The organism is Actinomycetota bacterium (genome assembly GCA_041658565.1).
Lineage (GTDB): Bacteria > Actinomycetota > AC-67 > AC-67 > AC-67 > JBAZZY01.
On the sequence record JBAZZY010000001.1, the window covers coordinates 102,658 to 127,708 of the forward strand.

Sequence of the window (25,051 nt, forward strand, 5' to 3'; positions counted from 1 at the left end):
CTATGGGTTCTGTGATCCTGGCGGTTGCGTGCGGATTCGTCGGAGCGGCGGTGTCGCGCCGCGCCGCAATGTACATCGCCGCGGGCGCGGGGCCGACACGCGCGAACTACCGTGGTATCGCGCTGCCGTCGGCTGCGGGATTCGCCGTCGTTCTCGGGTTTCTGGCCGGGGCGGCGCTCCCCGCCGTTATTCGCGCGTTCACCCAGGCGTCCGCCTCGATCACGACCACCGCCGGAATTTCGGTGAGTTGTGTCGCCGGGGTGCTTGGCTTCGCGCTTCTGGGATTGTGGGACGATCTCGCGGGCAGTGCAGGCGAACGCGGGTGGCGCGCGCACGCTCGCGCCCTCGGCCGAGGGCGGCCCTCATCGGGAGCGATCAAGCTCGGTGGAGGAATCGCGCTCGCGCTGCTGGTCGCGGCACCGATGGGCCGCGGCACGCTGTGGACACTGGTCGACGCCGCGGTCGTGGCCATGGCTGCGAACCTGTGGAATCTGTTCGATCTGCGTCCGGGGCGGGCGTGCAAGATCTTCGTCGTCGCGGCGATCCCACTCATGGTCGTAGCGGGAACCGCGACGCCGCTCCTCGCCGCAGGGCTGGGCGCGGTGGTCGCATTCTTGCCGTTTGACCTGCGAGAACGAACGATGCTCGGAGATGTCGGTGCGAATGCGTTGGGTGCCCTCGTGGGATGGGTAACGGTCCTTTCCGGATCACCGACGGCCCGCGTGAGCGCTCTGTCCGCACTGGCGTTGATGCACTTGGTCGCGGACCGGCCCGGCCTGTCGAGAATCATCAGCGCCGTTCCGCCGCTTCGCGCATTCGACCTTACCGGCCGGGTTCGCGAACCCTAGCCGCGTCAGCTTGGCTGGTGGTGCTTTCGTTCCTGCGGTGACCGTTCTCCCACGAGCTAGGTTCTCGGCGATCCAAGGACGTACGGAGAGTCCATGTCCGCCAAGTCGGCTGCGTTGCCTGAGATTAGTCCGGCACCTACGTATGTGGCGATCCCCTGGAACAGGTCAACCTCATCTAGGACTGCTCCGTCGACTGCTACGGTCACGTCTCCCGCCTTGAGGTCCTGACGGCGAACGGACGCCGTGATTGTGTTCTCGATGTCATCTACTGAGACGGTCACTTCGGCGCCGGGGATGTCTTCGCACTGCACGAGCGTTTCCCCCGTCGTGGTGCAGTTCCCTTGGAGGTTCCCGCCTCCCCGCCCAACTTCTGGGGTGTACGCGCGCGCCCTCAGCGAGAACGCCTGGGGGTCCTTGTCGTCGTCGGGCACGTCGAGCGTGAATTCCCAGTAGTAGTGGATGATTTCCGGGACGCCGCCGGTGCCGTCCGGAATGTCGACGACTTGCCATGTGAAGGTCAGCGCATCGTCGGTTTCGCCGATGTAGCCGGCGATCAGGTCCTGTGCCTCCGGAGTGGCCTCAGCGAGCAGCACCGAGTCGAGCGTGTCGTCCTCGAAGACCTGGACGGGCGCCAGCGTTCCCGCGGCGTGGGCGGTCGGTACGGCAAGGATGGCGGTGCACAGGGCGGCAACCGCAAGCTTGACTGTCGTGCGCATTTGAAAACCCCCGATGTCTGTGTGTTCAGTGCCTAATTCGTCACGGATAAGAGGAATTCCTCCCGGCGCGACGGACCGTCCGGCGCTGGGCAAGCGTGGGGGAGACCACCTCCGCCGCTGTAGCCCGACCCCCCGTTGTCTGTTAGATTGAGGTCCCGTAGGCAGAAGGCGACCTGCGGGAGTTTTTTTGTGGCGAAACACATCTTTGTAACAGGCGGCGTTTCCTCCAGTTTGGGCAAAGGCCTAACTGCGGCCTCGCTCGGCCGGCTTCTCAAGGCCCGCGGGCTCCGGATCGTGATGCAGAAGCTCGATCCCTACATCAACGTCGACCCCGGAACGATGAACCCGTTCCAGCACGGGGAGGTGTTCGTCACCGACGATGGGGCCGAGACCGATCTGGATCTCGGGCACTACGAGCGATTCATCGACGAGAACCTCTCGCGGGACTCCAGCGTGACGACCGGACTGGTCTACCGCACCGTGATTGAGCGGGAGCGCAGAGGGGAGTTCCTCGGGGCGACGGTCCAGGTGATCCCGCACATCACGGAGGAGATCAAGAGCAGGATCCGACGGCTTGCGACGGAAGAGGTCGACATCGTGATCACCGAGGTTGGTGGAACCGTCGGCGATATCGAGAGCCTGCCGTACCTGGAGGCAATCCGTCAGTTCCGTCACGACATCGGCCGCGAGAACGTCTTCTATCTCCACGTGTCCTTGGTTCCCTACATTGGGCCGACCGGCGAGCTTAAGACCAAGCCGACGCAGCATTCGGTCGCGGAGTTGCGGTCGATTGGTATTCAGCCGGACGCCATCGTGTGTCGCTCCGACCGACCTCTGACCCCCGGCCTCAAGAAGAAGATCGCGCAGTTCTGCGATGTCGAGGTCGAGGGAGTCGTCGCAGCGCAGGATGCGGCGAGTATTTACGAGATACCGCTGGTGTTGCTCGAGGAGAAGCTGGATCAGTTCGTCCTGCGCCGCCTCGGAGTGCAGGCCGAGGAGCCGGATCTCGCGGATTGGAGGGAACTTCTCCGCAAGATCGAGACGGCGTCTCGGCCGGTCCGCATCGCGATCGTGGGGAAGTATGTGACGCTTGCCGATAGCTATCTGTCGGTGGTGGAGGCCGTGAAGCACGCGGCGTTTCACCATGGAGGGAAGCTGGAGATCGTTTGGGTTGCGTCGGACGACGTGGAGACTCCGGACGCTGACTGCTTGGACGGGGTCGACGGGATCGTGGTCCCCGGGGGGTTCGGCGTTCGGGGGATCGAAGGGAAGCTGAACGCGATTCGCTTCGCGCGGGAGAGGCAGGTTCCGTTCCTGGGTCTATGCCTTGGGTTGCAGTGCGCCGTGATTGAGTTCGCGCGCAACGTCGGAGGGCTGGAGGGAGCGAACTCATCCGAGTTCGATGCAACAACGCCTCATCCCGTGATCGACCTGATGCACGAGCAGCACGACCTATCTCACAAAGGCGGCACGATGCGTCTTGGGCTCTGGGTGTGCCGCTTACTGGAGGGGTCCCGCGCGCGCCGGGCGTACGGCGAGGAGATCATTCTCGAACGGCACCGCCACCGGTACGAGGTGAACAACAGGTACCGCAGGCAACTAGAGGCCGCGGGTTTGACCGTTAGCGGCACCACTGTCGACGGGAAGCTCGTCGAAGTTGTGGAAATCCGCGATCATGCGTTCTTCGTTGCGTCACAGTTCCACCCTGAGTTCAAGAGCAGGCCGACCCGTCCCCACCCGCTGTTTCGCGACTTCGTCGGTGCGGCCCTCGCTCGGGCGGAATCTGTCGCCGGGGTCCTGCCGCTGCCGTCGGCTGAATCCGCGTCGCACTAGGGTTCTGACCGGGTCCTGCCGCTGCAGTTTCGCCGGCGGGCGCCGGTAGGATGCTCCACAGGAGGCCCAGATGATCATCGGTGTTCCCCGCGAGGTCATGGAGTCCGAGTACCGCGTGGCGATGACGCCCGTGGGGGTTCGCGAGCTAACTGCTGAGGGGAACCGTGTTCTGATTCAGCGATCCGCGGGGGACGGCTCCTCAATTCCAGACGCCGCGTTTGAGCGTGCCGGCGCAACATTGGTCGAGACGGCTGAAGAGACGTGGTCCGGGGCCGACCTGGTGTGCAAAGTGAAGGAACCCCTGCCGGCCGAGTTCAAGTACTTGCAGCCCGGGGTCACGCTGTTTACGTACCTGCACCTTGCGGCTCACCGTGACGTGACCAAGGCCCTTGCCGAGTCAGGGTGCGTGGCCATTGCGTACGAAACCGTGCAGGCGGAGAACGGTTCCCTTCCGCTTCTAACGCCTATGAGCGAGGTTGCGGGGAGGATGGCTCCGCATGTCGCTGCAACACACTTGGAACGGCCACATGGCGGCTCCGGCGTGCTGATGGGAGGGGTCTCCGGTGTGCGTCCGGCGCGAGTGGTCGTCCTCGGGGCAGGCGTTGCGGGAACGAATGCGGCCTGGATCGCCCAAGGCATGGAGGCCGAAGTCGTCCTGCTGGATCGGAACGTCGAGCGACTTCGGTACGTCGATCATATTCACAAGGGTCGGATTCTCACCCTCGCCAGTGCGGGATTGACGATCGAGGATCAGGTGCTGCAGGCCGACGTCGTGATTGGTGCCGTCCTTGTGCCCGGCGCGCGCGCCCCCAAGCTCGTGAGCGCGGAGATCGTGTCGCAAATGCGCCCCGGATCGGTGATCGTGGACATCTCGATTGATCAGGGTGGGTGCTTCGGGACGAGTCGGGTCACAACCCACGCAGACCCCACTTATGTAACCTCCGGGGTGGTACACTACTGCGTTGGGAACATGCCGGGTGCTGTTCCTCACACGTCGACCTACGCGCTGACGAACGCGACGATGCCGTACGTCGTCGCGCTTGCTCGAAAGGGCATCGTCGGGGCGATTCACGACGATGCGACTCTGGCGCAAGGGGTGAACGTGTACGAAGGCAGCGTGACCAATCAGGCGGTCGCCGAGGCTCACGGCCTTTCGTGCCTGCCTCTCGAATCCCTCCTGGTTCCTTAACGACCTCCTTCCGAGCGAGTATCCCCATGAGTACCTCTGAGCGTTCCCACGTTGAGTCGAGCCGTTCGACGGCCGACTTGGCCCACCGGTTCCTAGATCACCTTCGGGTCGAGCGAGGCGTGGCCCCGAACACCCTGAACGCGTATGGGCGAGATCTGCGTCTGTATCTGGCGGACCTCGCGGACCAGGGGATCGACGACGTTGCCTGCATCCGCGACCAGGACATTTCCGGATTCGTCGAGAGGATGCGAGGGCGGGAATACGCCGAAGGGCGTCGGTATTCGGAAGCCACAGTGGCCCGAGTGATCGCTGCCGTTCGGGGATTCCACAGGTATCTCTTGCGAGAGGGCATCGTGGGGTCGGACGCCTCGGAGCCCGTCGGATCGATGCGGATCTCCCGGGCACTGCCCAAGGCTTTGTCGTCGGACGAGGTCGAGCGTCTATTGCGCGCCGTGGCCGCAGAGGGTCCCGCCGCCCTGCGTGACCGTGCGATGTTGGAAACGCTCTACGCGGCCGGCCTGAGGATCTCCGAGTTGACCTTCCTGGACGTTGACGACGTGGATCTTGAGGACGCCACGGTCCGGTGCGTCGGGAAAGGCTCGAAGGAGCGGGTCGTCCCCATGGGTCGAGTCGCCGTCGATGCGCTCGCGGCGTATCTGACGCAGGCCCGGCCGGCACTCGCGAAGGGTCGCGGAGAACCTGCCCTGTTCCTGAACCAGCGTGGGCGACGCCTGACCAGGCAGGGATGCTGGAAGCTTCTGAAGCGATACGCGGAGATGGCGGGGTTGACTCGCCGCGTCTCGCCTCACACGCTTCGCCATTCCTTCGCCACGCATTTGCTGGATGGTGGAGCCGACATTCGCATCGTCCAGGAGTTGTTGGGACACGCAAGCGTATCGACGACTCAGGTGTATACCCTCGTCAGCCAAGAGAGACTGCGCGAGGTCTACGATTCCTATCACCCGCGTGCCAAGCGTCCGCCTGTGACGCGTCACGCCTAGGGAGGAGAGCCCGATGGAGATCGCCGAACTCGACCGTTTTCGGACCGCGCTCGACGAGCTTCGCGAGGAGTTGCGGAAGCAGCTGACGGAACTCGGCGCCAACCCCGACGAGGAATCCCTCGACGGGGTTGACTACGACTTCGGGTTTGCCGACTCCGCGCAGTCCACCGCCGAGCGAGGGAAGGTGCTCGCCCTTGTTGAGCGCCTCCGCGAGCAACTCGCCGAGGTGGGTCACGCGTTGCACAGGATGGACGAGGGGGGTTACGGGACCTGCATCAGGTGCGGCCAGACCATTGGAGCCGAACGCCTAGAAGCCCTTCCTTACAGCACGCTGTGCGTGTCCTGTAAGCAGAAATCCACGTAGGTCCCACTTGTTCACCCGCTTCCAGCTGGGATAGCATCCTCCGGGCCACAAGGCGACTCATGTCTACGTAGCCTTGTCGACTTTTCGGAGGGGGAGCGGTGGCAAGAATCATCTCGCTTGCCAATCAGAAGGGCGGGGTCGGGAAGACGACCACCACCATCAACCTGGGGGCAGCGCTCGCGGAGCGCGGCCAGCGGGTTCTACTTGCGGACTTCGATCCGCAAGGGGCGTTGTCGGTGGGCGTCGGGGTGAACTCGATCGAACTTGACCAAACGATCTACAACCTTTTGCTGGACCGGCAGTGCCGGTTTGAGGACGTGGTCGTAAAGACCAACATGGTCGGCGTCGAATTGCTGCCCGGCAACATCGACTTGTCGGCGGCAGAAGTCGTGCTGGTCAGCGAAGTTGCGCGCGAGCAAGCCCTTAAGCGAGTGCTTGGGCCGATTCGAGACGACTACGACTTCGTCCTAATCGACTGTCCGCCGTCGCTCGGCCTGCTGACCGTAAACGCGCTGACCGCATCGGACGGCGTGATCATCCCGCTGGAGTGCGAGTTCTTCGCTCTTAGGGGAATGGCGTTGCTCGTGGACACTATCGAGAAGGTTAGGGATCGACTTAACCCTGAACTAGACATTGAGGGTGTCGTTGCAACGATGTACGACGGACGCACTCTGCACGGGAAAGAGGTTCTGTCTCGCGTGCGAGAGGCTTTCGCGGCCCGCTTGTTCGAGACGACCATACCGCGAACCGTGCGTTTCGCTGAGGCGCCGGTGGCGGGGGAGTCGATTCTTGCGTACGCACCGAACACAAAGGGAGCCCAGGCGTACCAAAGCTTGGCCAAGGAGGTGCTGGGAGTTGTCGACGACGAAGAGAGCGAGCCTACCTGGGGCGGAGGAGCTGTTCCGGGCGACGGGCATAGCCCGACCGGAACCAGTGCGAGAGATGTCGCGAGCGGTGGATTCGGGACCGACGCTCCAACAACCAGCGCGTTCGACGTTCCAGTCGACACAGCGCCATGTAGACAAATCTACGAAGATACAGGCCCCGAGGCAGGGGAGTACGCGCCAACGCCATGAGGAGAAGGTCACCTTCTACTGCACTCGAGAGGAATTGCTGGCGCTCGAGCGCGCTCGCCTCGCGCTGAAGGAGATCGGTGCGTCCGCGGATCGCGGCCGCCTGGTTCGGGAGGCGTTGTCGTACACGCTTGCCGATCTCGAAGCCAACGGGCCCGCGTCGATTCTCGCCGACCGCCTTCTCCGCCGCCGGTAGGCGTTACCCTCAGACTCCACTAGAGATTTAAGGAACGCGCTATGGATCCCGTCGCCGGACTCGGGGTGCTGATTGGCTTCGTGGCGGGGCTTTCCCTCCATGACTATGCCCACTCGCTGGCCGCGACAGCTCTCGGGGATCGAACCCCCCGTCTCATGCGCCGAAGAACCCTCGATCTGCGAGCCCACGCGGATCCTCTGGGGACGATCATTCTGCCGGGCATTTTCGCGATTGCGGCGGCGTTCGGGTCGCCGCTGTCGCCCATGTTCGGGTGGGGGAAGCGGCACGCGCTCAACCCCCGCGCTCTACGTCACCCCAGTCGGGACGTTGTCATCGTGGCGCTCGCCGGCCCAGGTGCGACGCTGCTGCTGGCTTTCCTGGCGATATCGCTGGTCAGGATCGTCGGGTGTGGTCCCGGTGGCAGGGTCCTGGCATGGGGCGCGCTGGCGTTGGTGTTTCTCACTGTGATTGAGGTCCTGCCGATTCCAGGACGGGACGGGGGTCGCATTCTTGCGCGGTTCCTTCCTTCGCATGCGGCGATCCGGATGGAGGAGTTGATCCAATACGAGGTGCTGTTTCTTCTTGGCCTCTACATGTTCCTTCGCGGCGTCGTGAACGGGATTGCCGACCAGGTCATCCGGTCCCTCGGCGGGTTATCTTGCTGATCGCGCACCTCGCGAGCGCGGGCGAGTCGCGCGGGTACACTGCATGAGACATGGCGTACCAGGTGAAGCTTGAGGTGTTCGAAGGTCCCTTCGACCTGCTGTTGCACCTTATTTCGAAACGGGAACTCGACGTCTACGAGGTTTCCCTGGCGCAGATAACCGAGGAGTACCTCGATCACCTGCGGGGCATGCAGGATTTCGACCTCGAGATCGCTACGGAGTTCTTGGTGGTTGCCGCCACCCTGATTGAGATCAAGGCCTCCCGCCTGCTGCCGGGCCCACCCTCGGACGACGAAGACGCGCTGGCGCTGAGTTCGCGGGACATGCTGATCGCGAAGTTGCTGGAGTACCGGGCGTTCAAGGATGCGGGAGTCCTGTTCCTGCAGGCCATTGCCGACAACGTCGGATACATCGGCAGATCTGCCGGCCCCGGCCGGGAGTTCGACAGGCTCTGTCCGGACCTGCTGGCTCGGGTCTCGCCCGTGGATCTCGCGACGCTAGCCGCGCGCGCGCTGTTGCCGAAGCCTGTTCCGACGCTGGACCTGAGCCATATCTCGCCAATTCGAGCAACGGTGGCCGAGGCTGTTTCCCACGTTCTACGTGAACTTGCTAAGCGTCGGTCGATTTCGTTCGACGAGATCGTGGCGGGGTGCAAGTCGCGAATCGACGTTGTTGTTCGATTCCTCGCAGTCCTCGAACTCGTGAAGAGCAACGAGGTCGAGGTCCGCCAGAAGGAGTCATTCGGCGAGATTTCGTTGAGCCGTCGTGGGGATGTCGGTGTAGTCGTAGATCTTGCTATCGACGAGTACGAGAGCGTCGGAGGAGACGCGCGTTGAGCGATCTTCTCCGGCAGTTGGAGGCCATCTTGTTTGTGGCGGATGAGCCCGTGCCGTTGGTGCAGCTCGCGCAGGTGACGGAGACGGCGCGAGACGCCGTTCACGCCGCACTCGAAAGCATGCGTTCGGAGTGCGAGAGCGCCGGACGCGGTGTTGTGGTCCGTGAGGTTGCCGGCGGATGGCGGATGTACACGCATCCAGAGGTCGCCTCGTATGTTGAGCGCTTCGTGTTGGCCGTGCAGCAGCCGCGGCTGACGCAGGCCGCACTCGAGACGCTCGCGATCATCGCTTACAAACAGCCGGTCAGTCGTCAGCAGATCTCGGCAATTCGAGGTGTGAATTCCGACGGTGTCGTCACTACCCTGGAGTCCCGCGGGCTTGTGCGGGAATCTGGGCGGGACCCGGGACCGGGGCAAGCAGTGCTGTACGGAACCACGCCGCTTTTCTTGGAACGAATGGGGCTCAGGTCGATTGACGAACTGCCTGCGATTGCCTCTATGTTGCCGTCTGGAGCAGTCGCCAATGAACTCGAACCGTAGATCTTCCGGAAGCACTTCGGGTCGCACATCGAAACCCCCAACCGGCGGGGCTCGAAAACAAGTGCGCAAGCCGTCATCGACCGCCGGCCGAACCGGTGGCTCCACGGGGGCACCTCGAACCCCGGCGCGCGGCGGTGCCAGAGGTGCTGCCCCGTCCAAAGATCGAGCCGGCGGCGGCCGGCCGGCTCCGGCGCGCGATCGGAGCAGCCGACCAGACGCGAGACCTGCGCGCGCAGAGCGGACCGAGTTCGGCGCAGCGCCGCGCAGACCGACAGGTTCCAGACCGGCAGGTTCCAGACCGACATCAGCTTCGGGCAGGACCCCCGGGGGTGCGACCGGGCGTCCGACCGGGCGCACCACGCGGCAGCGACCGGCGCCCTGGGAGTCCGAGGGTGGATCCCGACCGAGTGGCCGAACCGGTGGCTCCACGGGGGCACCTCGAACCCCGGCGCGCGGTGGTGCCAGAGGTGCGGCCCCGTCCAAAGATCGAGCGGGCGGCGGCCGGCCGGCTCCGGCGCGCGATCGGAGCAGCCGACCAGACGCGAGACCTGCGCGCGCAGAGCGGACCGAGTTCGGCGCAGCGCCGCGCAGACCGGCAGGTTCCAGACCGACATCAACTTCCGGTCGGACTACCGGGGGTGCGACCGGGCGTCCGACCGGGCGCACCACGCGGCAGCGACCGGCGCCCTGGGAGTCCGAGGGTGGATCCCGACCGAGTGGCCGAACCGGTGGCTCCACGGGGGCACCTCGAACCCCGGCGCGCGGCGGTGCCAGAGGTGCGGCCCCGTCCAAAGATCGAGCCGGCGGCGGCCGGCCGACTCCGGCGCGCGATCGCCGGCCGCCGTCGCCTCGGAACGAATCGGCGACCGGCGTGCGGTTGCAGAAGGTCTTGGCGGCCGGTGGAGTCGGATCGCGGCGGACCGCCGAGGAGTTGATCGACGCCGGTAGGGTCAGGGTCGACGGCGATGTTGTGCGCGTCCAAGGGATGCGCGTGGATCCGTCGACGGCGCGAATCGAGGTTGACGGCGAGCGAGTGAACGTGTCGGCCGATCACGAGTACCTGATCATGAACAAGCCGTCGGGGGTTCTGACCACGGCGGACGATCCTCAGGGTCGTCCGACCGTGCTTGATTTGGTGAAGAGTCGCCGCCGGTTGTTCCCCGTGGGCCGGCTCGATGCCGACACGATGGGGCTGCTCCTGCTGACCGACAACGGCGAGTTGGCCCATCGCCTGGCGCATCCTCGTTACGAGGTGCCCAGGACCTATGTAGCAGAGGTCAAGGGGAACCCTTCGCCGGACGTGCTTGCGAGGTTGACCGAGGGGGTCCTGCTGGAGGACGGTCCGGCGGCCGCGAAGTCAGTTCGCCTGATGCGAACCACCGGCGGCCGTTGTCAGGTAGAGATCGTCATGACCGAAGGGCGCAAGCGCGAAGTTCGCCGGATGTTTGATGTCGTGGAGTGCCCGGTTGTCTACCTCGCACGAGTTGCCTTCGGCACGCTTCGACTGGATGATCTTCCTTCAGGGAAGACCCGCTCCTTGACCCCTGCGGAAGTTGGCCGCCTTCTTGAGTCGGTGGGACTCTAAGCAAGCGTTCCTGCGGGGCTCACCGCCGGGCACCGCTATCATCTTGGCCTTATGACCAAGATGATAAGAGGACTCCGTGGGGCCATCACCCTAGATTCGGACAGCCGCGAGCAGGTGATGGATCGCACATCGACCCTGATCAGGGCGATGGTCGAGCGCAACGAGATCGAGAGTGAAGACATCGTGAGCGTGTTGTTCACTGCTACGGACGACATCAAGTCCGAGTTTCCGGCCGCAGCCGCACGTGCGATCGGCATCTCGCAGGTGCCACTGCTGTGCGCCAAGGAGCTAAGCGTGACCGACGCTCTTCCACTGTGCATTCGGGTGTTAATGCACCTGTATACCGAGCGTTCCCCAGATCAGCTTCGACACGTGTACCTCGAGGGCGCCCGGCCGCTGCGAACGGACCTTCCGCAATGAAGGCGGCGATCCTTGGGTGCGGTCTGATAGGAGGGTCTATCGGGCTCGCTCTGAAGGGGCATCCCGGCGGACCGTCCGAGATCGTCGTGTTCGATCGTGAACTTGGAGCGGCGCGCGCGGCCGTCGATCGAGGTGCCGCTGATCGCTTTGAGCTGAGCGCCGCGGCTGCGGTCGCCGCGGCTGACGTGGTTTTCGTCGCCACGCCGGTGCGTTCAATCGCCACGGCGGTAGCGGACGCAGTCCCGGGGCTAAAACCTGGCGCAATCCTGACAGATGTTGGCAGCACCAAGACTCGAGTAGTAGTTGAGGTCGAGAGTCTTCTGCCGGCGGGCGTGTTCTTTGTGGGCGGGCATCCCATGGCCGGAAGCGAGCAAGAGGGGATCGCCGGAGCGCGGGGAGACCTGTTCGAGGGGGCTTGGTGGATTCTGACGCCCACAGAGGGCTCTCAGCCGGCCACGTATCAGTTCCTGCACGGAGTCCTGACCGCTCTGGGCGCTCGGATCATGGCTTTGAAGCCTGAACAGCATGACGATCTAATGGCAACCGTGAGTCACCTACCGCAACTGGTCGCGACGACCGTGATGAACATGGCAGCCGACCGAGGCAAGGACCACGCGGGGCTTCTTGCGCTCGCCGCCGGAGGTTTTCGAGACGTCACTCGAGTGGCAGCCAGCAATCCAGACATCTGGCTGGATATCTGTAGGGACAACAAAGACGCCATCGTTATCGCGTTGGGGGAGGCGGCAAATCGCCTGCTTGCGCTGCGCGACCTGGTGCAAGACGAGGATCTAGAGGGGCTCGGGGATGTCCTGGCCGCCGCGCGCGAGGCTCGCAAGAGCTTGCCCGGGAAGGCGACAGAAGGGGAGGCCTACGAGATTCGTGTTCCCGTTCCGGACCGACCAGGTGTTCTCGCGGAAGTGACGACATCAGTAGGGAATCTTGGCGTGAACATTGAAGGCCTCGACATCACCCACGCAGAAGAGGGCGGACAGGGATTCCTCCGGTTGTCCATTCTCGGGGCCGACAACACCCGTCGAGTGCGCGAGATCCTGCAGCGTCTTGGATACGAACCAACGGATACGGAGTTATGAAGGCACGAAGTGACTTGTCGACGTCGGGACAAGTCACTTCGTGGTCAAAGCGGTTCGTCGACAAATGACTATATCTTCAAACCGGTGAACTACCAGGGCGTGCGACCAGCGAAAGTACGGGACATGACGATATGTCGACAAAGATGTCTATAGCTTCATCTTTAAAAGCACTTCAGGATCAATCTCTTCGCCGCCAAGTACCTGAAGAGATTGATCGCCGAGTAGATTCACATCACGGCGGAATCGCTGACGTCCTGGTTTGCCTGCACACAGAAGGCTGCCCGTGGACATGAACGGCTTTGCAGTGACTCCGTGCAAGCGTGTCGACGGAGACGTCGTTGTCCCCGGGGACAAGTCAATCTCGCACCGTGCACTGTTAGTGGCGGCCATGGGTGAGGGGCGAATGGCGATCCGAGGGATTTCGCCGGCTGGCGATGTCGCGTCTTCTCTTGCCGCCGTCCGGCAACTCGGTGTCGCATTCAACAACCCTACACCTCAACTAGACCCTCTGTGTCAGGGTGCTGGGTCTCAACCTTACCAAATCCTGGCAGATTCGCCTGGTCTGAGTGGCCTTGACGCTGGAGATCTTCCGATTGACGTGGGCAATTCGGGCACGACGATTCGCCTGCTGCTTGGGATTCTCGCCGGGTCGCGGACCTCGTCCGTACTCCTGGGTGATGCGTCGATCCTGACGCGACCGATGCTGCGAGTGGTCGCTCCTTTACGTGAGATGGGCGCCAATATCGAGGGAGAGGACGGCGGTCGTTATGCGCCGTTGCGAGTCCGTGGGACGAGCCTGCGTGGGATGGCACACCGTCTTCCGGTCCCAAGTGCGCAGGTGAAGTCCTGCCTCTTGTTGGCCGGCATTGGAGCATCGGGACAGACGTCGGTGTGGGAACCTGCGCGCTCCAGGGACCACACCGAGCGCATGTTGCGCTACTTGGGAGTTCCTGTCGTCGAGTCGCTAAATGGTTTAGTAGTTAAGTCGACAAGGGTCTTTAACGGCAGCCTGGAGGTCCCCGGGGATCTTTCCTCTGCAGCATTTCTGCTGGTGGCAGCCGCAATCTTGCCGGGTTCGTCTATCCGTGTTCGCGATGTCGGGGTCAACCCGACGCGGACCGGCATCCTGGAGGTGCTGAGGGCGTTCGGCGCTGGAGTGGACGTATCAAACGTCCGCGACGTTTGCGGGGAGCCGGTGGGTGACGTGACTGTGACCCATTCGAGCCGCCGCGCGGTGCAGGTTGCAGGGCCGCTGGTGGTCGAAACGATTGACGAGTTGCCTCTCGTAGCCGTTCTCGGGGCGATGGCAGACGACGGGGTCACCGTCGTCCGGGATGCTGCCGAGTTGCGGGTCAAGGAAAGCGATCGCATTGAGGCTGTCGTCGAGAACCTCCGAAGGATGGGCGTCGACTGCGAGGCATCCTCCGACGGGTTCTCAGTGCGGGGGGGAACGGTGCCGCGCGGGGCCGCGGTCAATCCGCGAGGGGACCATCGGATCGCCATGGCCATGGCCGTTCTGGGCCTCGCGGCAGCGGGGACTACGCTCGTCCATGACTGGGGTTGCGTTGCGGTTTCATACCCCGGATTCGAGCACGCGCTGGACCGGGTAGCGGTGCGTTGATAGAGCCCTCTTGGTTCGCCGAATCGTCCTGCGGCCTGTGCCGTCGTACCCTGTGCTCCCCATGACTGCGGACTCCAGCCCACTTGGCGCCGCGCGCGCCCGCCGCGCGCCGGTCAAGCGCGCCCTAGTGATCGCTATTGACGGTCCGGCCGGTGCAGGCAAGAGCACCGTCGCTCGCGGCACGGCCCGCGCCCTTCGCCTCGCGCATCTGGACACTGGGGCGATGTACCGCGCCCTGACTGCAAAGGCGCTGGAAGCCGGCATCGACCCATCCGACGGACCGGCTCTCGCCCGGCTGGCTCGACAGATGCACGTTGAGTTCAGTCCGGAAGGACTGATCGTGGATGACCGCCCGGCGGGCAGAGAGATCCGAACGCGTCGGGTGAGCAGCACGGTGTCTGCCGTTAGCGCGCACCGCGGGGTCCGGCGCGAACTCGTGCGGATGCAGCGTGCGATCCTGAGCGAGGGCAACATCGTCGCCGAGGGGCGAGACATCGGCACCGTCGTGTTTCCTCGTGCTCCCGTCAAAGTGTTCCTGACCGCATCGATCGACGAACGTGCGCGACGCAGGCGTCGAGAGATGGTCGCGGCCGGCGATGACGTCTCGTTCGAAACCCTGAAGCGGGAGATCGCCCGGCGGGACGCGCTGGATTCGGGCCGCGCGCTCTCGCCGCTTGCACCTGCGGCCGATGCCATCATCGTGGATTCGACGGAGAAGACCCCTCGCCAAGTGATCGCTGAGATTGTGCGCCTAGTTAAGGCGTGGTCGAACTTGCGCGAGCCCCGGCGCGCGCCTGCGACGAAGGGATCGCGATGAGTCGCCTTCCAGTCGTCGCGGTCGTCGGGCGCGCCAACGTCGGCAAGTCCACGCTGATCAACAGGATCCTGGGGCGACGGGAAGCTATCGAGCACCCGGAGCCGGGAGTTACGCGCGACCGCCGAGGATACGCGGCCAACTGGGCCGGCGCTGAATTCACCCTCATCGATACCGGTGGATGGGAGCCGCGAGCTCGCGGCCTGACGGCCAAGGTGCGCGCGCAGGCCGAGCGGGCGGCTCGTGAAGCCGACCTGATCCTGGTTGTAGTCGACGCTCGAACCGGGATCACCGAGGACGACCTGGCGGTAGCTCGCGGTCTTCGAGGAACGATGACTCCGATCATCGTGGTTGCCAACAAGGTCGACACGCGAGAGATCGAGGATGAGGTTCCCGGGTTCGACCGCCTTGCGCTCGGTCCGGCATTCCCCGTCAGCGCCCTTCACGGCCGCGGCTCGGGCGACTTGCTCGATGTCGTTGTGGAGCGGATCTCAGAGGTCGACTCCACGGCACCGGATTCCGAGGGGGACGCTCTCGCGGTTGCCCTCGTAGGTAGGCCGAACGTAGGGAAGTCCTCGCTGTTCAACCAACTTGTCGGAGACGAGAGGTCGATCGTCCACGATCTACCCGGTACGACGCGAGACGCGGTAGACACCGTGGCCGAGATCGGGGGGAAGCGTTACCGCTTCATCGACACGGCAGGCATGCGCCGCCGAGTAAAGGACGCGAAGGGTCCCGAGTACTACGGACTGGTCCGGAGCTTGCGAGCGATCGACGAGGCCGACATCGCCATCCAAGTGGTCGACGTGGACGAGGGAGTGACCGAGCAAGACCAAAAGATTGCCAATGTGATCTCAGAGGCCGGCTGTGGAGCGGTCGTGGTTCTAAACAAGTGGGATCACGTCGCCGGCGAGGATGCCGACAGCGTTGCGGACGACGTTCGCGACGCCCTCAGGTTCTTGTCGTGGGCTCCGATCGTGCGAACATCGGCGCTGACCGGCCGCGGGATCGCCAAGATCGCGCCGGCGGTTGAAATCGTGCGAGCCTCTTGGGAGCAGCGCGTCGCAACGGCAGAACTGAACGCGTGGCTGCGCGAGGGGATCGAGGGATTGGCGCTCGGTACGACCGAACGTGGCAGGCCGGTTCGGATTCGTTACATCACTCAGGCGCGCACCCGGCCCCCGCAGTTCGTCATATTCGCCAGCGGCAGGCTGACTGCCGGTGCGACACGTGCGGTCGAGCGCCGGCTGCGTGGTCGTTTCGGCTTCGAAGGGACTCCGATCCGCATTGCAACGCGGACACCGCAGCCGCGGCTGTAGTCGGCGGCGCGCGAGGCGCTGCGCTCGGGCGTTATACTCACCGACAACGGGACGTGGCGCAGTTTGGTTAGCGCACCAGGCTGGGGGTCTGGGGGTCGTCGGTTCGAATCCGACCGTCCCGACCATCGCTGACGAGTCCGGCATGGCCGGGCGGTCCGCGACTGACGGAGGCTAAGCATGACTGCAGCACCATCGACGCCCGAACCCTCCGATGCGATCCTCACTGTTCCGAACCTACTGACATTCGCTCGCCTTGCGCTCGTACCGGCTTTCGTGTGGCTGGCGCTCGGCCCGAGGCGCATGGATCTCGCATTCACCCTAGCTGCCGTCGGTATGGCGACCGATCTCGTCGACGGGAAGATAGCTCGCCGGTTCGGACAGGTATCGAAGCTCGGCGTGCGCCTCGATCCGCTCTCGGACCGACTGGCGCTTGCGGCCGGCGCGGTGGTGCTCATCGCGCACCACCTGGCTCCGGTCTGGGTGGTGGCGGCCGTCGTTGTTCGCGACGCGGCGCTGCTGTTCGTAGGCGTGACGTTGATCAAGACGGCCGGAGCCGAGATCCCGCCGGTGTCGCGACTGGGCAAGCGCGGCTCGTTCGCGGTTTCCGCTGGTTTCGCGTTGTTTCTCGCCTCGGGCATCTCGAGCATCGCGGATCCGTCGATTGCTCTGCGAAGCGCGGCCTGGGTGTTCATGGCCCCCGGCCTTTTGATGTACTACCTAGCGGCAGTCGGGTATGTGCGCGCTGGCCGGCGCGCGATTGCCGAGAGTACCGGTCGCTGAGGTCGCGGTCGATAGACTACGCGTCTGCCGTTCGAGATCGGATCAAAATATGAAAGCAGTGATCATGGCGGGTGGCGCCGGAAGTCGTCTGCGCCCACTCACGAGCAACCAGCCAAAGCCGATGGTGCCGTTGGCCAACCGGCCGCTCATGGAGCACATCGTTCTTCTGTGCAAGCGACACGGGTTCACCGACATCGTCGTTACTCTTCAGTTCCTGGCCAGCCTCATCCGCAACTACTTCGGAACCGGTGAGGACCTCGGCGTGCAATTGTCTTACGCGACTGAGGAGTCGCCCCTGGGGACCGCGGGAAGCGTGAAGAATGCTCAGGGCGCGCTCGACGAGACGTTTCTTGTCGTCTCGGGTGATGCGCTGACCGACATCGATCTCGAGAAGGTTGTCGCGTTCCACCAGGAACGGCGCGCGCTCGTCACCGTCGTGCTCTCGAGGCAGGCGAACCCACTGGAGTACGGCATCGTCGTCACCGACGAGCACGGTCGTGTGGAGCGCTTCCTTGAGAAGCCGGGTTGGGGAGAAGTCTTCACGGACACTGTGAACACCGGCATCTACGTCATCGAGCCGGAGGTCTTCGCCGACATCCCCGACGGGGTTTCCTATGACTTCTCCAAGGACTTGTTTCCGAAACTCCTCGAGCGCGGGGCGCCGATCTACGGATACGTGGCCGATGGGTACTGGACCGACGTCGGCAACGTCGAGGCCTACCGTAAGGCTCAGCAGGACGCGCTCGAGGGACGTGTGCACGTTGAGATCCCCGGGTTCGAGATCGCAGACCGCGTCTGGGTGGGCGAGGGGGCCATCATCGACCCGGCCGCTAGGATCGACGGTCCGGCGTTGATTGGAGAGCACGCCAAGGTCGAGGCCGGCGCGACGGTACGCGAGTACTCGGTTATCGGAAACAACGCTTCGGTTACTGCCGGAGCCTTCTTGCACAGAGCCATTGTGTACGACAACGCCTACATCGGACCGGGCGCCACGCTGCGCGGCTGCATCATCGGGCGCAACGCCGACGTACGAGCGAACGCGCGGATCGAGGAAGGGGTCGTCGTCGGGGACGACTCCGTTATCGGCAAAGGCGCGGTGCTCCAACCTAACGTGAAGGTGTACCCGTACAAGCGTGTTGACGCAGGGGCCGTCATTACCCACTCGATCATCTGGGAATCGCGCGGCGCCCGCAGCCTGTTCGGCAATTACGGGGTTTCGGGTCTGATCAACGTGGACATTACGCCGGACTTCGCCGTCCGACTTGGGATGGCTTACGCGACGACGCTGAAGCGCGGGGCAAGCGTCGTGATGAGCCGCGACGCCTCGCGCGCGGCGCGCACGATCAAACGCGCTCTGATCGCCGGATTGAACGGATCCGGTGTGCACGTCCAAGACCTCGAGGTCGCTCCCGTTCCGGTGTCGCGCTTCTTGGTCCGCTCGTCGCGCGCGCGCGGAGGTCTCGCGATCGGCAACGTCCCGGGCGATCCGCAGTCTTTGGAGATCCGCTTCATCGGATCCGACGGTGCTGATATCGGAGAGCCGGCGCAGCGCGACATTGAACGCGTGTTCTTCCGCGAAGACGTTCGACGGGCATTCCCGGACGAAATCGGGGAGTTGCGATACCCGCCGCGCGCCCTCGAGTTGTACCAAGAGAGGCTCTTGGGAGCACTCGATTTGGATGCCATCAAAGCCGGCGGGATAAAAAGCGTCGTCGACTGCGGATTCGGCCCGACTGCCATCGTTTTGCCGGGGCTGCTGGGTCGCCTCGGATCCGAGACTCTCATCGTGAACGGGTATGTGGACGAGGCCCGATCCACCATATTGCGAGCCGACCGCGAGAAGCTCCTCGCCAACCTGTCGGCTTTGGTGCGGACATCACGCGCGGACATCGGCGCGTTGCTGGAGACCACGGGGGAGTCACTGGATTTCGTTGCGGCCGGCGGTCGAGTCGTGTCGCGCCGGACGGCGATGCTGCTCCTGGTGGACCTTGCGAGCGAGGTCTTCCCGGAGCGGCCGATTGTCGTACCCGTGAGCGCGCCATCCGCCGTAGAGAAGATCGTCGAAGCTCGCGGGGGGTCGGTTCTGCGGTCGCGGCGCTCACCGGCGGCCATGCTTCGCGCCGCAGTCGACAGCGGCGCAGTGCTGGGAGCTACCGAGCACGGCGCGTACGTCTTCCCGGATGCCGCGGCAGCCTTCGATGCGATCGCATCCTTCTGCGTGCTGCACGAGCTTCTCGCCAAGACCGAGACCAATGTCGTGCAGAGACTCGCGGCGCTCCCGACTGGGCACGTCGTACACCGCGCCCTCCCGACGGCGTGGGATCGGAAGGGGACGGTCATGCGCCAGGTTGCGACGGAACACCGGGCGGACCGTACCGATGAGACCGAGGGGTTGAAGCTCTACCACGGTAGCGCGTGGGCGCTGGTGATTCCCGATCCGGAGGACCCAGTGACTCACGTTTGGGCAGAGGGGACCGATGAGGAGGCGTCCGAGATTCTTGTCGACCGTTACGCTGCCCTGATCGAGGAAGCTCTGGATTGAGAACCCGATCGATCCTGCACTCGGTCGGGCCGGCTGTGCTCGTCGGGGGTTTAGCCTTCGCGTTGACGGTTCAGTGGCGCGCGCAGAGTGCCGCAACGATGGCACTTGAAGGGCGCCGAGCAGGGCTCGTGAGGATTCTCGAGTCGCGACAACATCGCGCGGTCGAGCTCGAGGCTAGGATCGCCGCGTTGCAGACGGAGATAGACCGAGCGGCCGATGCCGCCGGGCTGCGGGGCCTGGCTCCGCTTCAGGATCGCGTGCGACGCCTGGCGGAACTGGCAGGGACGACGGAGGCGAGCGGCCCCGGCATCGTGGTGACTGTGGCGGACGCCGCCCCGCAAGACGCCACCGCCGTCCCGTCGGACTCGCGCATCCAAGACGTCGACATCCAGGCCGTTGCTAACGCGCTATGGCTCGTCGGCGCTGAAGCGATCGCGGTAAACGGCCAGCGACTTGTTGCGACCAGTGCTATCCGCAACGCCGGGGACGCCGTTCTCGTGAACTACCGAGTGCTGTCCTCGCCGTATCGCGTTACTGCAATCGGGCCGGCGGCTATGCGGAAACGTTTCGAGGCTTCCGCGACGGCAGAGCGTTTCCGAGGTTGGGCGGAGATCTACGGCCTCGGCTTCGAAGTCCAGGGGCACAACCGGATCGACGTGCCCGCCTACGGGGGACCCGTCCGGGCTCGATACGCAAAGCAGTTGGACTGACACGGGAGGGGACATGCTTGTGATCGTCTCGCTGTTGGTAGGGATCGGACTCGGTTTGGTGGTGCATCCCGACGTGCCGGCTGAGGTCGCCCCCTATCTGCCGATGGCGGTCATGGCCGCTTTGGACAGCGTTTTTGGAGGGCTAAGAGCCCGATTCGAAGGCACATTCAACGATCGAGTGTTCGTGGTGTCCTTCCTGTCGAATGCGATTCTGGCCGCGCTGCTGGTATGGGCCGGAAATCGGTTGGGCGTCCAAGACATGTCGATCGCGGTGGTGGTCGTGTTCGGGGTTAGGATCTTTCAGAACCTCGCGGCGCTGCGCCGCATCCTCTTCCACGCATGAGCAAGCTTGGGTCGGGTCGCCAGCCGGGGCAACCGTCCGCCGGCGGGGCGACTGCATCGCGCGGGCACGTTGTCATCGCCATCACCGTGGCTATCCTTGGCTTCTTACTGGCTACACAGCTTCGCGCGCAGCAGGACCTTCCAGAGAGGCTCAAGATCGAGCGGGAATCCGACCTCGGGCAGATCCTGGCCCAGCTAACGACTCGCAACGATTTGCTTGAGGAGGAGATTCTGAACCTGCGTGTTCGTCTCGCGGACGTGTCGGGTTCGGCGGAGCAGCGCAGGGCGCTCCTCGACGAGGCGACGGCTCGCATGAACGCCCTACGCGTGATGCTGGGAATCGCTGCAGTCAAGGGGCCGGGAATCGTGATGACGGTCGAGGATCCGCAGGGCACGGTCGGCCCGGAGGTCCTGTTGGATGCAGTGCAGGAGTTGCGCGACGCAGGTGCGGAAGCCATCGAGGTGGGAATGGTGCGAGTTGTGGCAGCGACATCCTTCGCCGGGAATCCGGGCGAAATCACCGTCGGGAGCAGATCGCTCACGCCGCCCTACGTTGTGCGTGCGGTAGGAGCCTCCGCCACCCTGGCGGAGGCGATGCGGATTCCGGGGGGATTCCAGGACTCCCTGACCGCGCGAGCCGGGGCCTCTGTTCGCATCCTGCGATCGAGTTCTGTCAGTATCCTTTCGACCAGCACTACCCCAGCATTCACATATGCGCAGCCACGCGCCCGGAGGTGAGGATGTACCCCGAAGATCTTAGATACACGAGAGAACACGAATGGGCGCGTCGAGACGGCGACTCCGTGCGGGTGGGGATTACCCACTTCGCTCAGGATTCCCTCGGCGACATCGTCTACGTCGATATCCCGGGGCCGGGGACGTCGGTGGGCGCCGGTCAGCCGTTCGGCGAGGTCGAGTCAACCAAGTCGGTCTCGGATCTGTTCTCGCCGGTGACCGGCACCGTCGCGGAGCGAAACACCGACCTGGAGGACGCGCCGGAACTTGTCAACCAAGATCCCTACGGCAGGGGCTGGATTGTGACGATCGAGCTGGCCGACCCCAGCGAGTTGGAGAATCTACTGACGGCGTCTGACTATCAAGCCTTCGTGGAGGCTCAGAGCGCCGAATAGCCGAATCCGCAGGCAGACGGGCCTAGAGCGATCCGTGGGGTTGGTTCAGATCCCTCATCCTGTGGTATAAGCTCATACTGCCGGCGCAGGGGGTCCTATATGTACTGCACGAGATGCGGTCACAGAAATCCAGATGAAGCCGGGTTTTGCGGTGCGTGCGGTGAGGCGCAGCAACGACCCGAAGAGCAGACTCTCGCGATTTCCCTTGACGCAGTGCAGGAAGAGGCACCTCCATCGCTCGACGAACTCGGTCCCGGTCAGGCTTTACTCGTCATCCGAACGGGGCCGACCGCGGGAAGCACGGTACTCCTGGACAAGGACGTGACAAGAGCCGGTCGCGCGCCGGAGTGCGACGTCTTCCTCAACGACATCACCGTCTCCCGCCAACACGCCGAGTTTCTCCGCGAAGGCGACACCTTCACGCTTAAAGACGCAGGGAGCCTGAACGGAACCTACGTCAATCGGGAGCGGGTCGACGTCGCCCAGCTAGCGAGCGGGGACGAATTGCAGATCGGCAAGTTCAAACTCGTTTTCTTCGGAGCTTAATGACGTCTTCCAGTCGCGCGCACGTCAGCATCGGGGAGGTCTTGGCTGCCCTGAAGTCCGACTTCCCCGACGTCAGCGTCTCGAAGATCCGATTCTTGGAGGGGGAGGGGCTGGTTCGGCCCGAGCGAACGCCGTCGGGGTACCGCAAGTTCGGGCCCGCGGATGTCGAGCGCTTGCGCATCATCTTGACGATGCAGCGCGACTCCTTCCTTCCCCTCAAAGTGATCCGCGAAAGGCTCGCCGCCCTCGACGCCGGCCTGATGCCGCCTGAAGATGGCTCCGCCGTGGCCTCAGTGCGGCGTGAGTCGGCGTACGTGCCCGACGACTCCAATCGCCCGCCGCCCGCCGAGGCTGTGGATCTGTTGCGTCCGCCGCCCGCAGTCCACCTCACTCAGAGCGACCTGGCGACCGCCAGCGGACTCGACGTGAAGGACGTACAGTCGCTGCGAGAGTTCGGCGTGCTTTGCGAACACCAGGCGAACGGTGCGACCTATTTCGACGGTGACGATTTGGAGGTTGCTCGCATCGCGCGGGACTTCCTGCGACTGGGCCTGGAGGCTCGGCATTTGCGAACCCTTCGCCGCTTTGCCGAGCAGGAGGCGAACCTGTTCGAACAACTCGTGGTTCCGGCACTGCGGAACCGTCGCCCTGAGGCTCGAGATCAGGCGCGCGGACGCCTGGTTGAGCTGACGAAACTCTCGCGATCGTTGCATCAGGCGTACGTGAGCCAGAGTTTGCGTCCGACCCTGGATGAGGAAGCCTGAGTGTCGGCGGACCCCGTTCACCTGCTGCTTACCGCGGACGAGATCCAAGGGCGTGTGCGCGAGATCGGTGAAGAGATCAGCCATGACTACGCGGGGCGCAGTCCGATCCTGATCGGTGTCCTCAAGGGGGCCCTGGTGTTCGTCGCCGACTTGATTCGGGCGATTGAACTTCCCGCACGCGTCGACTTCATGTCGATTTCGGCCTACGGCGACGGGCAGTCCAAATCGGGCGTCGTTCGCATCCTGAAGGATCTGGACGAGGCAATCGCAGGGCAGGACGTCATCCTCGTTGAGGACATCATCGACACCGGGCTCACGCTGACCTACCTGCTGGCGACACTGCGCGCGCGCGGTCCTGCAAGCCTCGAGGTTTGCGGCCTGCTGGACAAGAGCGCGCGCCGCATCATCGACGTGCCGATCCGATACAAGGGTTTCGACATCCCCGACGAGTTCGTCATTGGGTACGGACTGGACTTCCGAGGCCGGTACCGAAATTTGCGTGAGGTCTTGGGTGTTCGCGACGTCGCGGCGTTGGAGGACTCGAACGCGGTAAGCCGCGCGCGCAACGAAAGATCCGCGTCGGGAAACTGACGTCACCCTCGGCGTTGTTCGGCTCTGATTCCTGGTGTTAGGCTGCGCGCATGGACGAGTCCAACGTCATCGAAATGCAGCTGGTCGGGGTTCGTGTCGAGTTGCCGACGAACCAGCCGATCGTGTTGCTGCGCGAGCGCACCGGAGAGAGATTCCTTCCGATCTGGATCGGACCGGTAGAGGCCACGGCCATTGCTTTCGCCCTGCAGGGAATCGTGACCCAACGCCCGATGACGCACGACTTGCTGAAGTCGATTATCGAGACCACCGGAGTCGTCGTCGATCGAATCGTCATCGTCGAACTCCGCGACACAACTTTCTACGCGAACATCGAGATGACGCGTAACGGTGAAACGTTTTCGATCTCCAGCAGGCCGTCGGACGCGATCGCGCTGGCCGTCCGGGGTTCAATCCCGCTGTTCGCAGCCCCTGAGGTGCTCGACGAGGCCGGAATCCTCATCAAGGACGACGATGAGGAGCAGGAGGTCGCGAAGTTCCGCGAGTTCATTGAATCGGTGACTCCGGAGGACTTCGCTCCCTGATCGACCAAGATCGCCGAAATCGCTGTCGCTCGTTGACATCGGCCCGGTTCCGGGACTAGCGTGACATTCTCGTAATTACCGGTTTGTGATACCGGTCGCCGGAGGCGCGATGAGCAAAGCAGCTTCGAGTGTCGAGCACGGATTTCGAGGGCCGAAGGCCGCGAAATTAGCCGCGATTACCTATCGTCAGCTCGACTACTGGGCGCGACAGGGAATCGTGGTTCCGAGCCTGCAGGACGCCGCCGGCTCGGGGAGCCAGCGCCTGTACAGCTTCTCCGACGTCGTCAGACTCAAGCTCATCAACAAACTGCTGGTGACGGGCGTGAGCCTCCAGCAGATCCGCAAGGCGCTGGATTACGTGCGTGACGAGTTGAGGCGGCCGTTACAGGATGTCTTTTTGATCTCCGACGGCGGCACGATCTATGCGCGCACGTCTCCGGACGAGATCATCGACCTGCTGGCCGGCGGACAAGCTGTGTTTGCCATCGCGGTCGGCAAGGTCTACGAGGAGCTTCAGGGGTCGATTGCCGAGTTCAGAAAGCCGCCCGAGGGCACCGAAGGCGAGCAGTCCGGCGACACCGCGCCGGGAGCGTCCCGCGGCTGACGCCGCGGCATCTCGCTCCGGCGACGACGTCCTTCCGAGCGATCTCGCCGACTTCGCTCACCAGAGCGAACGGCAATATGCGCGACTGCTCGACTTCTACCAGATCGATTGGGATTACGAGCCTCGTTCGTTCGATATCGAGTGGGACGACGAGGGCAACGTCACTCGACGCTTCACGCCGGACTTCTACCTCCCGCAGTTCGACGTCTACATTGAAGTGACGACCATGGCGCAACGCCTGGTCACCAAGAAGAACAGAAAAGTCCGTCGCTTGCGGGAGCTATACCCGGAAGTCAGCGTCAAGATCTTCTACCAACGCGATTACGTCGCGCTGCTCGAGAAGTACGGGCTGAACCGCAAGAAGTAGGATGGCGTCCCGCGCCGGCTTTC

Annotated in this window: 28 protein-coding genes, 1 tRNA gene and 1 pseudogene; 29 read left to right on the forward strand and 1 reads right to left on the reverse strand. The window is 64.0% G+C overall.

From position 1 onward, the window contains the following. The first annotated feature begins 2 nt into the window (after positions 1–2). Positions 3–848, forward strand: coding sequence for a hypothetical protein (locus WDA27_00540; GenBank protein ID MFA5889435.1), 846 nt, complete (start codon positions 3–5; stop codon positions 846–848). 56 nt (positions 849–904) lie between these two features. On the opposite strand, the gene WDA27_00545 is transcribed toward WDA27_00540, so the two are convergent. Continuing rightward, positions 905–1,564 carry a hypothetical protein gene (locus tag WDA27_00545; protein MFA5889436.1) on the reverse strand — a complete coding sequence of 220 codons (660 nt, stop codon included), beginning with the start codon at positions 1,562–1,564 and terminating at the stop codon, positions 905–907. A gap of 189 nt (positions 1,565–1,753) precedes the next feature. Here WDA27_00545 and WDA27_00550 point away from each other — a divergent pair, with 189 nt between their 5' ends. The 28 genes and pseudogenes from WDA27_00550 to WDA27_00685 all read left to right on the forward strand — a co-directional run bounded on the left by WDA27_00550 (position 1,754) and on the right by WDA27_00685 (position 25,028). Next, complete coding sequence (locus WDA27_00550) at positions 1,754–3,397, forward strand: CTP synthase (GenBank protein ID MFA5889437.1); 1,644 nt, start codon at positions 1,754–1,756, stop codon at positions 3,395–3,397. A 70-nt stretch (positions 3,398–3,467) separates the two neighbouring features. After that, complete coding sequence (gene ald / locus WDA27_00555) at positions 3,468–4,586, forward strand: alanine dehydrogenase (GenBank protein ID MFA5889438.1); 1,119 nt, start codon at positions 3,468–3,470, stop codon at positions 4,584–4,586. A 26-nt stretch (positions 4,587–4,612) separates the two neighbouring features. Continuing rightward, positions 4,613–5,587 carry a site-specific tyrosine recombinase XerD gene (gene xerD, locus WDA27_00560; protein MFA5889439.1) on the forward strand — a complete coding sequence of 325 codons (975 nt, stop codon included), beginning with the start codon at positions 4,613–4,615 and terminating at the stop codon, positions 5,585–5,587. A 13-nt stretch (positions 5,588–5,600) separates the two neighbouring features. Continuing rightward, positions 5,601–5,951, forward strand: a complete 351-nt coding sequence (locus WDA27_00565; protein MFA5889440.1) for a TraR/DksA C4-type zinc finger protein — start codon at positions 5,601–5,603, stop codon at positions 5,949–5,951. A gap of 107 nt (positions 5,952–6,058) precedes the next feature. Then, a pseudogene (locus WDA27_00570) lies at positions 6,059–6,802 on the forward strand (AAA family ATPase). 259 nt (positions 6,803–7,061) lie between these two features. Next, positions 7,062–7,220 carry a hypothetical protein gene (locus WDA27_00575; GenBank protein MFA5889441.1) on the forward strand — a complete coding sequence of 53 codons (159 nt, stop codon included), beginning with the start codon at positions 7,062–7,064 and terminating at the stop codon, positions 7,218–7,220. 41 nt (positions 7,221–7,261) lie between these two features. After that, positions 7,262–7,885 carry a site-2 protease family protein gene (locus WDA27_00580; protein ID MFA5889442.1) on the forward strand — a complete coding sequence of 208 codons (624 nt, stop codon included), beginning with the start codon at positions 7,262–7,264 and terminating at the stop codon, positions 7,883–7,885. A gap of 50 nt (positions 7,886–7,935) precedes the next feature. Further along, positions 7,936–8,721: a segregation/condensation protein A gene (locus tag WDA27_00585; protein ID MFA5889443.1), complete on the forward strand. Its 786-nt coding sequence runs from the start codon at positions 7,936–7,938 to the stop codon at positions 8,719–8,721. Next, entirely contained in the window at positions 8,718–9,260 is a 543-nt protein-coding gene (scpB, locus tag WDA27_00590) for an SMC-Scp complex subunit ScpB (protein MFA5889444.1), read from the forward strand. Before WDA27_00585 ends, scpB begins: the two co-directional genes overlap by 4 nt. Positions 9,261–10,131: 871 nt before the next feature. Further along, positions 10,132–10,845: a pseudouridine synthase gene (locus WDA27_00595; protein ID MFA5889445.1), complete on the forward strand. Its 714-nt coding sequence runs from the start codon at positions 10,132–10,134 to the stop codon at positions 10,843–10,845. A 60-nt stretch (positions 10,846–10,905) separates the two neighbouring features. Beyond that, entirely contained in the window at positions 10,906–11,265 is a 360-nt protein-coding gene (gene aroH, locus WDA27_00600; GenBank protein MFA5889446.1) for a chorismate mutase, read from the forward strand. Further along, complete coding sequence (locus WDA27_00605) at positions 11,262–12,356, forward strand: prephenate dehydrogenase/arogenate dehydrogenase family protein (protein MFA5889447.1); 1,095 nt, start codon at positions 11,262–11,264, stop codon at positions 12,354–12,356. Before aroH ends, WDA27_00605 begins: the two co-directional genes overlap by 4 nt. A gap of 289 nt (positions 12,357–12,645) precedes the next feature. Further along, positions 12,646–13,977 carry a 3-phosphoshikimate 1-carboxyvinyltransferase gene (gene aroA / locus WDA27_00610; protein MFA5889448.1) on the forward strand — a complete coding sequence of 444 codons (1,332 nt, stop codon included), beginning with the start codon at positions 12,646–12,648 and terminating at the stop codon, positions 13,975–13,977. A 61-nt stretch (positions 13,978–14,038) separates the two neighbouring features. After that, positions 14,039–14,794, forward strand: a complete 756-nt coding sequence (cmk, locus tag WDA27_00615; protein MFA5889449.1) for a (d)CMP kinase — start codon at positions 14,039–14,041, stop codon at positions 14,792–14,794. Further along, positions 14,791–16,110 carry a ribosome biogenesis GTPase Der gene (gene der / locus WDA27_00620; GenBank protein ID MFA5889450.1) on the forward strand — a complete coding sequence of 440 codons (1,320 nt, stop codon included), beginning with the start codon at positions 14,791–14,793 and terminating at the stop codon, positions 16,108–16,110. Before cmk ends, der begins: the two co-directional genes overlap by 4 nt. A 47-nt stretch (positions 16,111–16,157) precedes the next feature. Continuing rightward, positions 16,158–16,235 (forward strand) — tRNA-Pro (locus WDA27_00625). Positions 16,236–16,287: 52 nt separating this feature from the next. Further along, entirely contained in the window at positions 16,288–16,890 is a 603-nt protein-coding gene (locus tag WDA27_00630; GenBank protein MFA5889451.1) for a CDP-alcohol phosphatidyltransferase family protein, read from the forward strand. A gap of 49 nt (positions 16,891–16,939) precedes the next feature. Next, a complete protein-coding gene (locus WDA27_00635) occupies positions 16,940–19,432 on the forward strand; it encodes a sugar phosphate nucleotidyltransferase (GenBank protein ID MFA5889452.1) in 2,493 nt (830 codons plus the stop codon). Then, positions 19,429–20,142: a DUF881 domain-containing protein gene (locus tag WDA27_00640; protein MFA5889453.1), complete on the forward strand. Its 714-nt coding sequence runs from the start codon at positions 19,429–19,431 to the stop codon at positions 20,140–20,142. Before WDA27_00635 ends, WDA27_00640 begins: the two co-directional genes overlap by 4 nt. A 13-nt stretch (positions 20,143–20,155) precedes the next feature. After that, positions 20,156–20,485 (forward strand): small basic family protein, encoded by a 330-nt coding sequence (locus WDA27_00645; GenBank protein MFA5889454.1) that lies wholly within the window; start codon positions 20,156–20,158, stop codon positions 20,483–20,485. Then, positions 20,482–21,222: a DUF881 domain-containing protein gene (locus WDA27_00650; protein MFA5889455.1), complete on the forward strand. Its 741-nt coding sequence runs from the start codon at positions 20,482–20,484 to the stop codon at positions 21,220–21,222. Before WDA27_00645 ends, WDA27_00650 begins: the two co-directional genes overlap by 4 nt. Before the next feature lie 2 nt (positions 21,223–21,224). Then, a complete protein-coding gene (gene gcvH / locus WDA27_00655; GenBank protein ID MFA5889456.1) occupies positions 21,225–21,614 on the forward strand; it encodes a glycine cleavage system protein GcvH in 390 nt (129 codons plus the stop codon). Between the two features lie 99 nt (positions 21,615–21,713). Then, positions 21,714–22,160: an FHA domain-containing protein gene (locus WDA27_00660; protein MFA5889457.1), complete on the forward strand. Its 447-nt coding sequence runs from the start codon at positions 21,714–21,716 to the stop codon at positions 22,158–22,160. Then, on the forward strand, positions 22,160–22,924 hold the full coding sequence (locus WDA27_00665; GenBank protein MFA5889458.1) for a MerR family transcriptional regulator: 765 nt from the start codon (positions 22,160–22,162) through the stop codon (positions 22,922–22,924). Before WDA27_00660 ends, WDA27_00665 begins: the two co-directional genes overlap by 1 nt. Beyond that, the gene (gene hpt / locus WDA27_00670; protein MFA5889459.1) at positions 22,925–23,515 is read left to right on the forward strand and encodes a hypoxanthine phosphoribosyltransferase; all 591 of its coding nucleotides are present in this window, start codon (positions 22,925–22,927) and stop codon (positions 23,513–23,515) included. It begins immediately after the preceding gene. Between the two features lie 50 nt (positions 23,516–23,565). Next, the gene (locus tag WDA27_00675) at positions 23,566–24,057 is read left to right on the forward strand and encodes a bifunctional nuclease family protein (GenBank protein MFA5889460.1); all 492 of its coding nucleotides are present in this window, start codon (positions 23,566–23,568) and stop codon (positions 24,055–24,057) included. 109 nt (positions 24,058–24,166) lie between these two features. Next, complete coding sequence (locus WDA27_00680; GenBank protein ID MFA5889461.1) at positions 24,167–24,661, forward strand: MerR family transcriptional regulator; 495 nt, start codon at positions 24,167–24,169, stop codon at positions 24,659–24,661. Then, entirely contained in the window at positions 24,582–25,028 is a 447-nt protein-coding gene (locus tag WDA27_00685; protein MFA5889462.1) for a hypothetical protein, read from the forward strand. Before WDA27_00680 ends, WDA27_00685 begins: the two co-directional genes overlap by 80 nt. Positions 25,029–25,051: the final 23 nt, after the last annotated feature.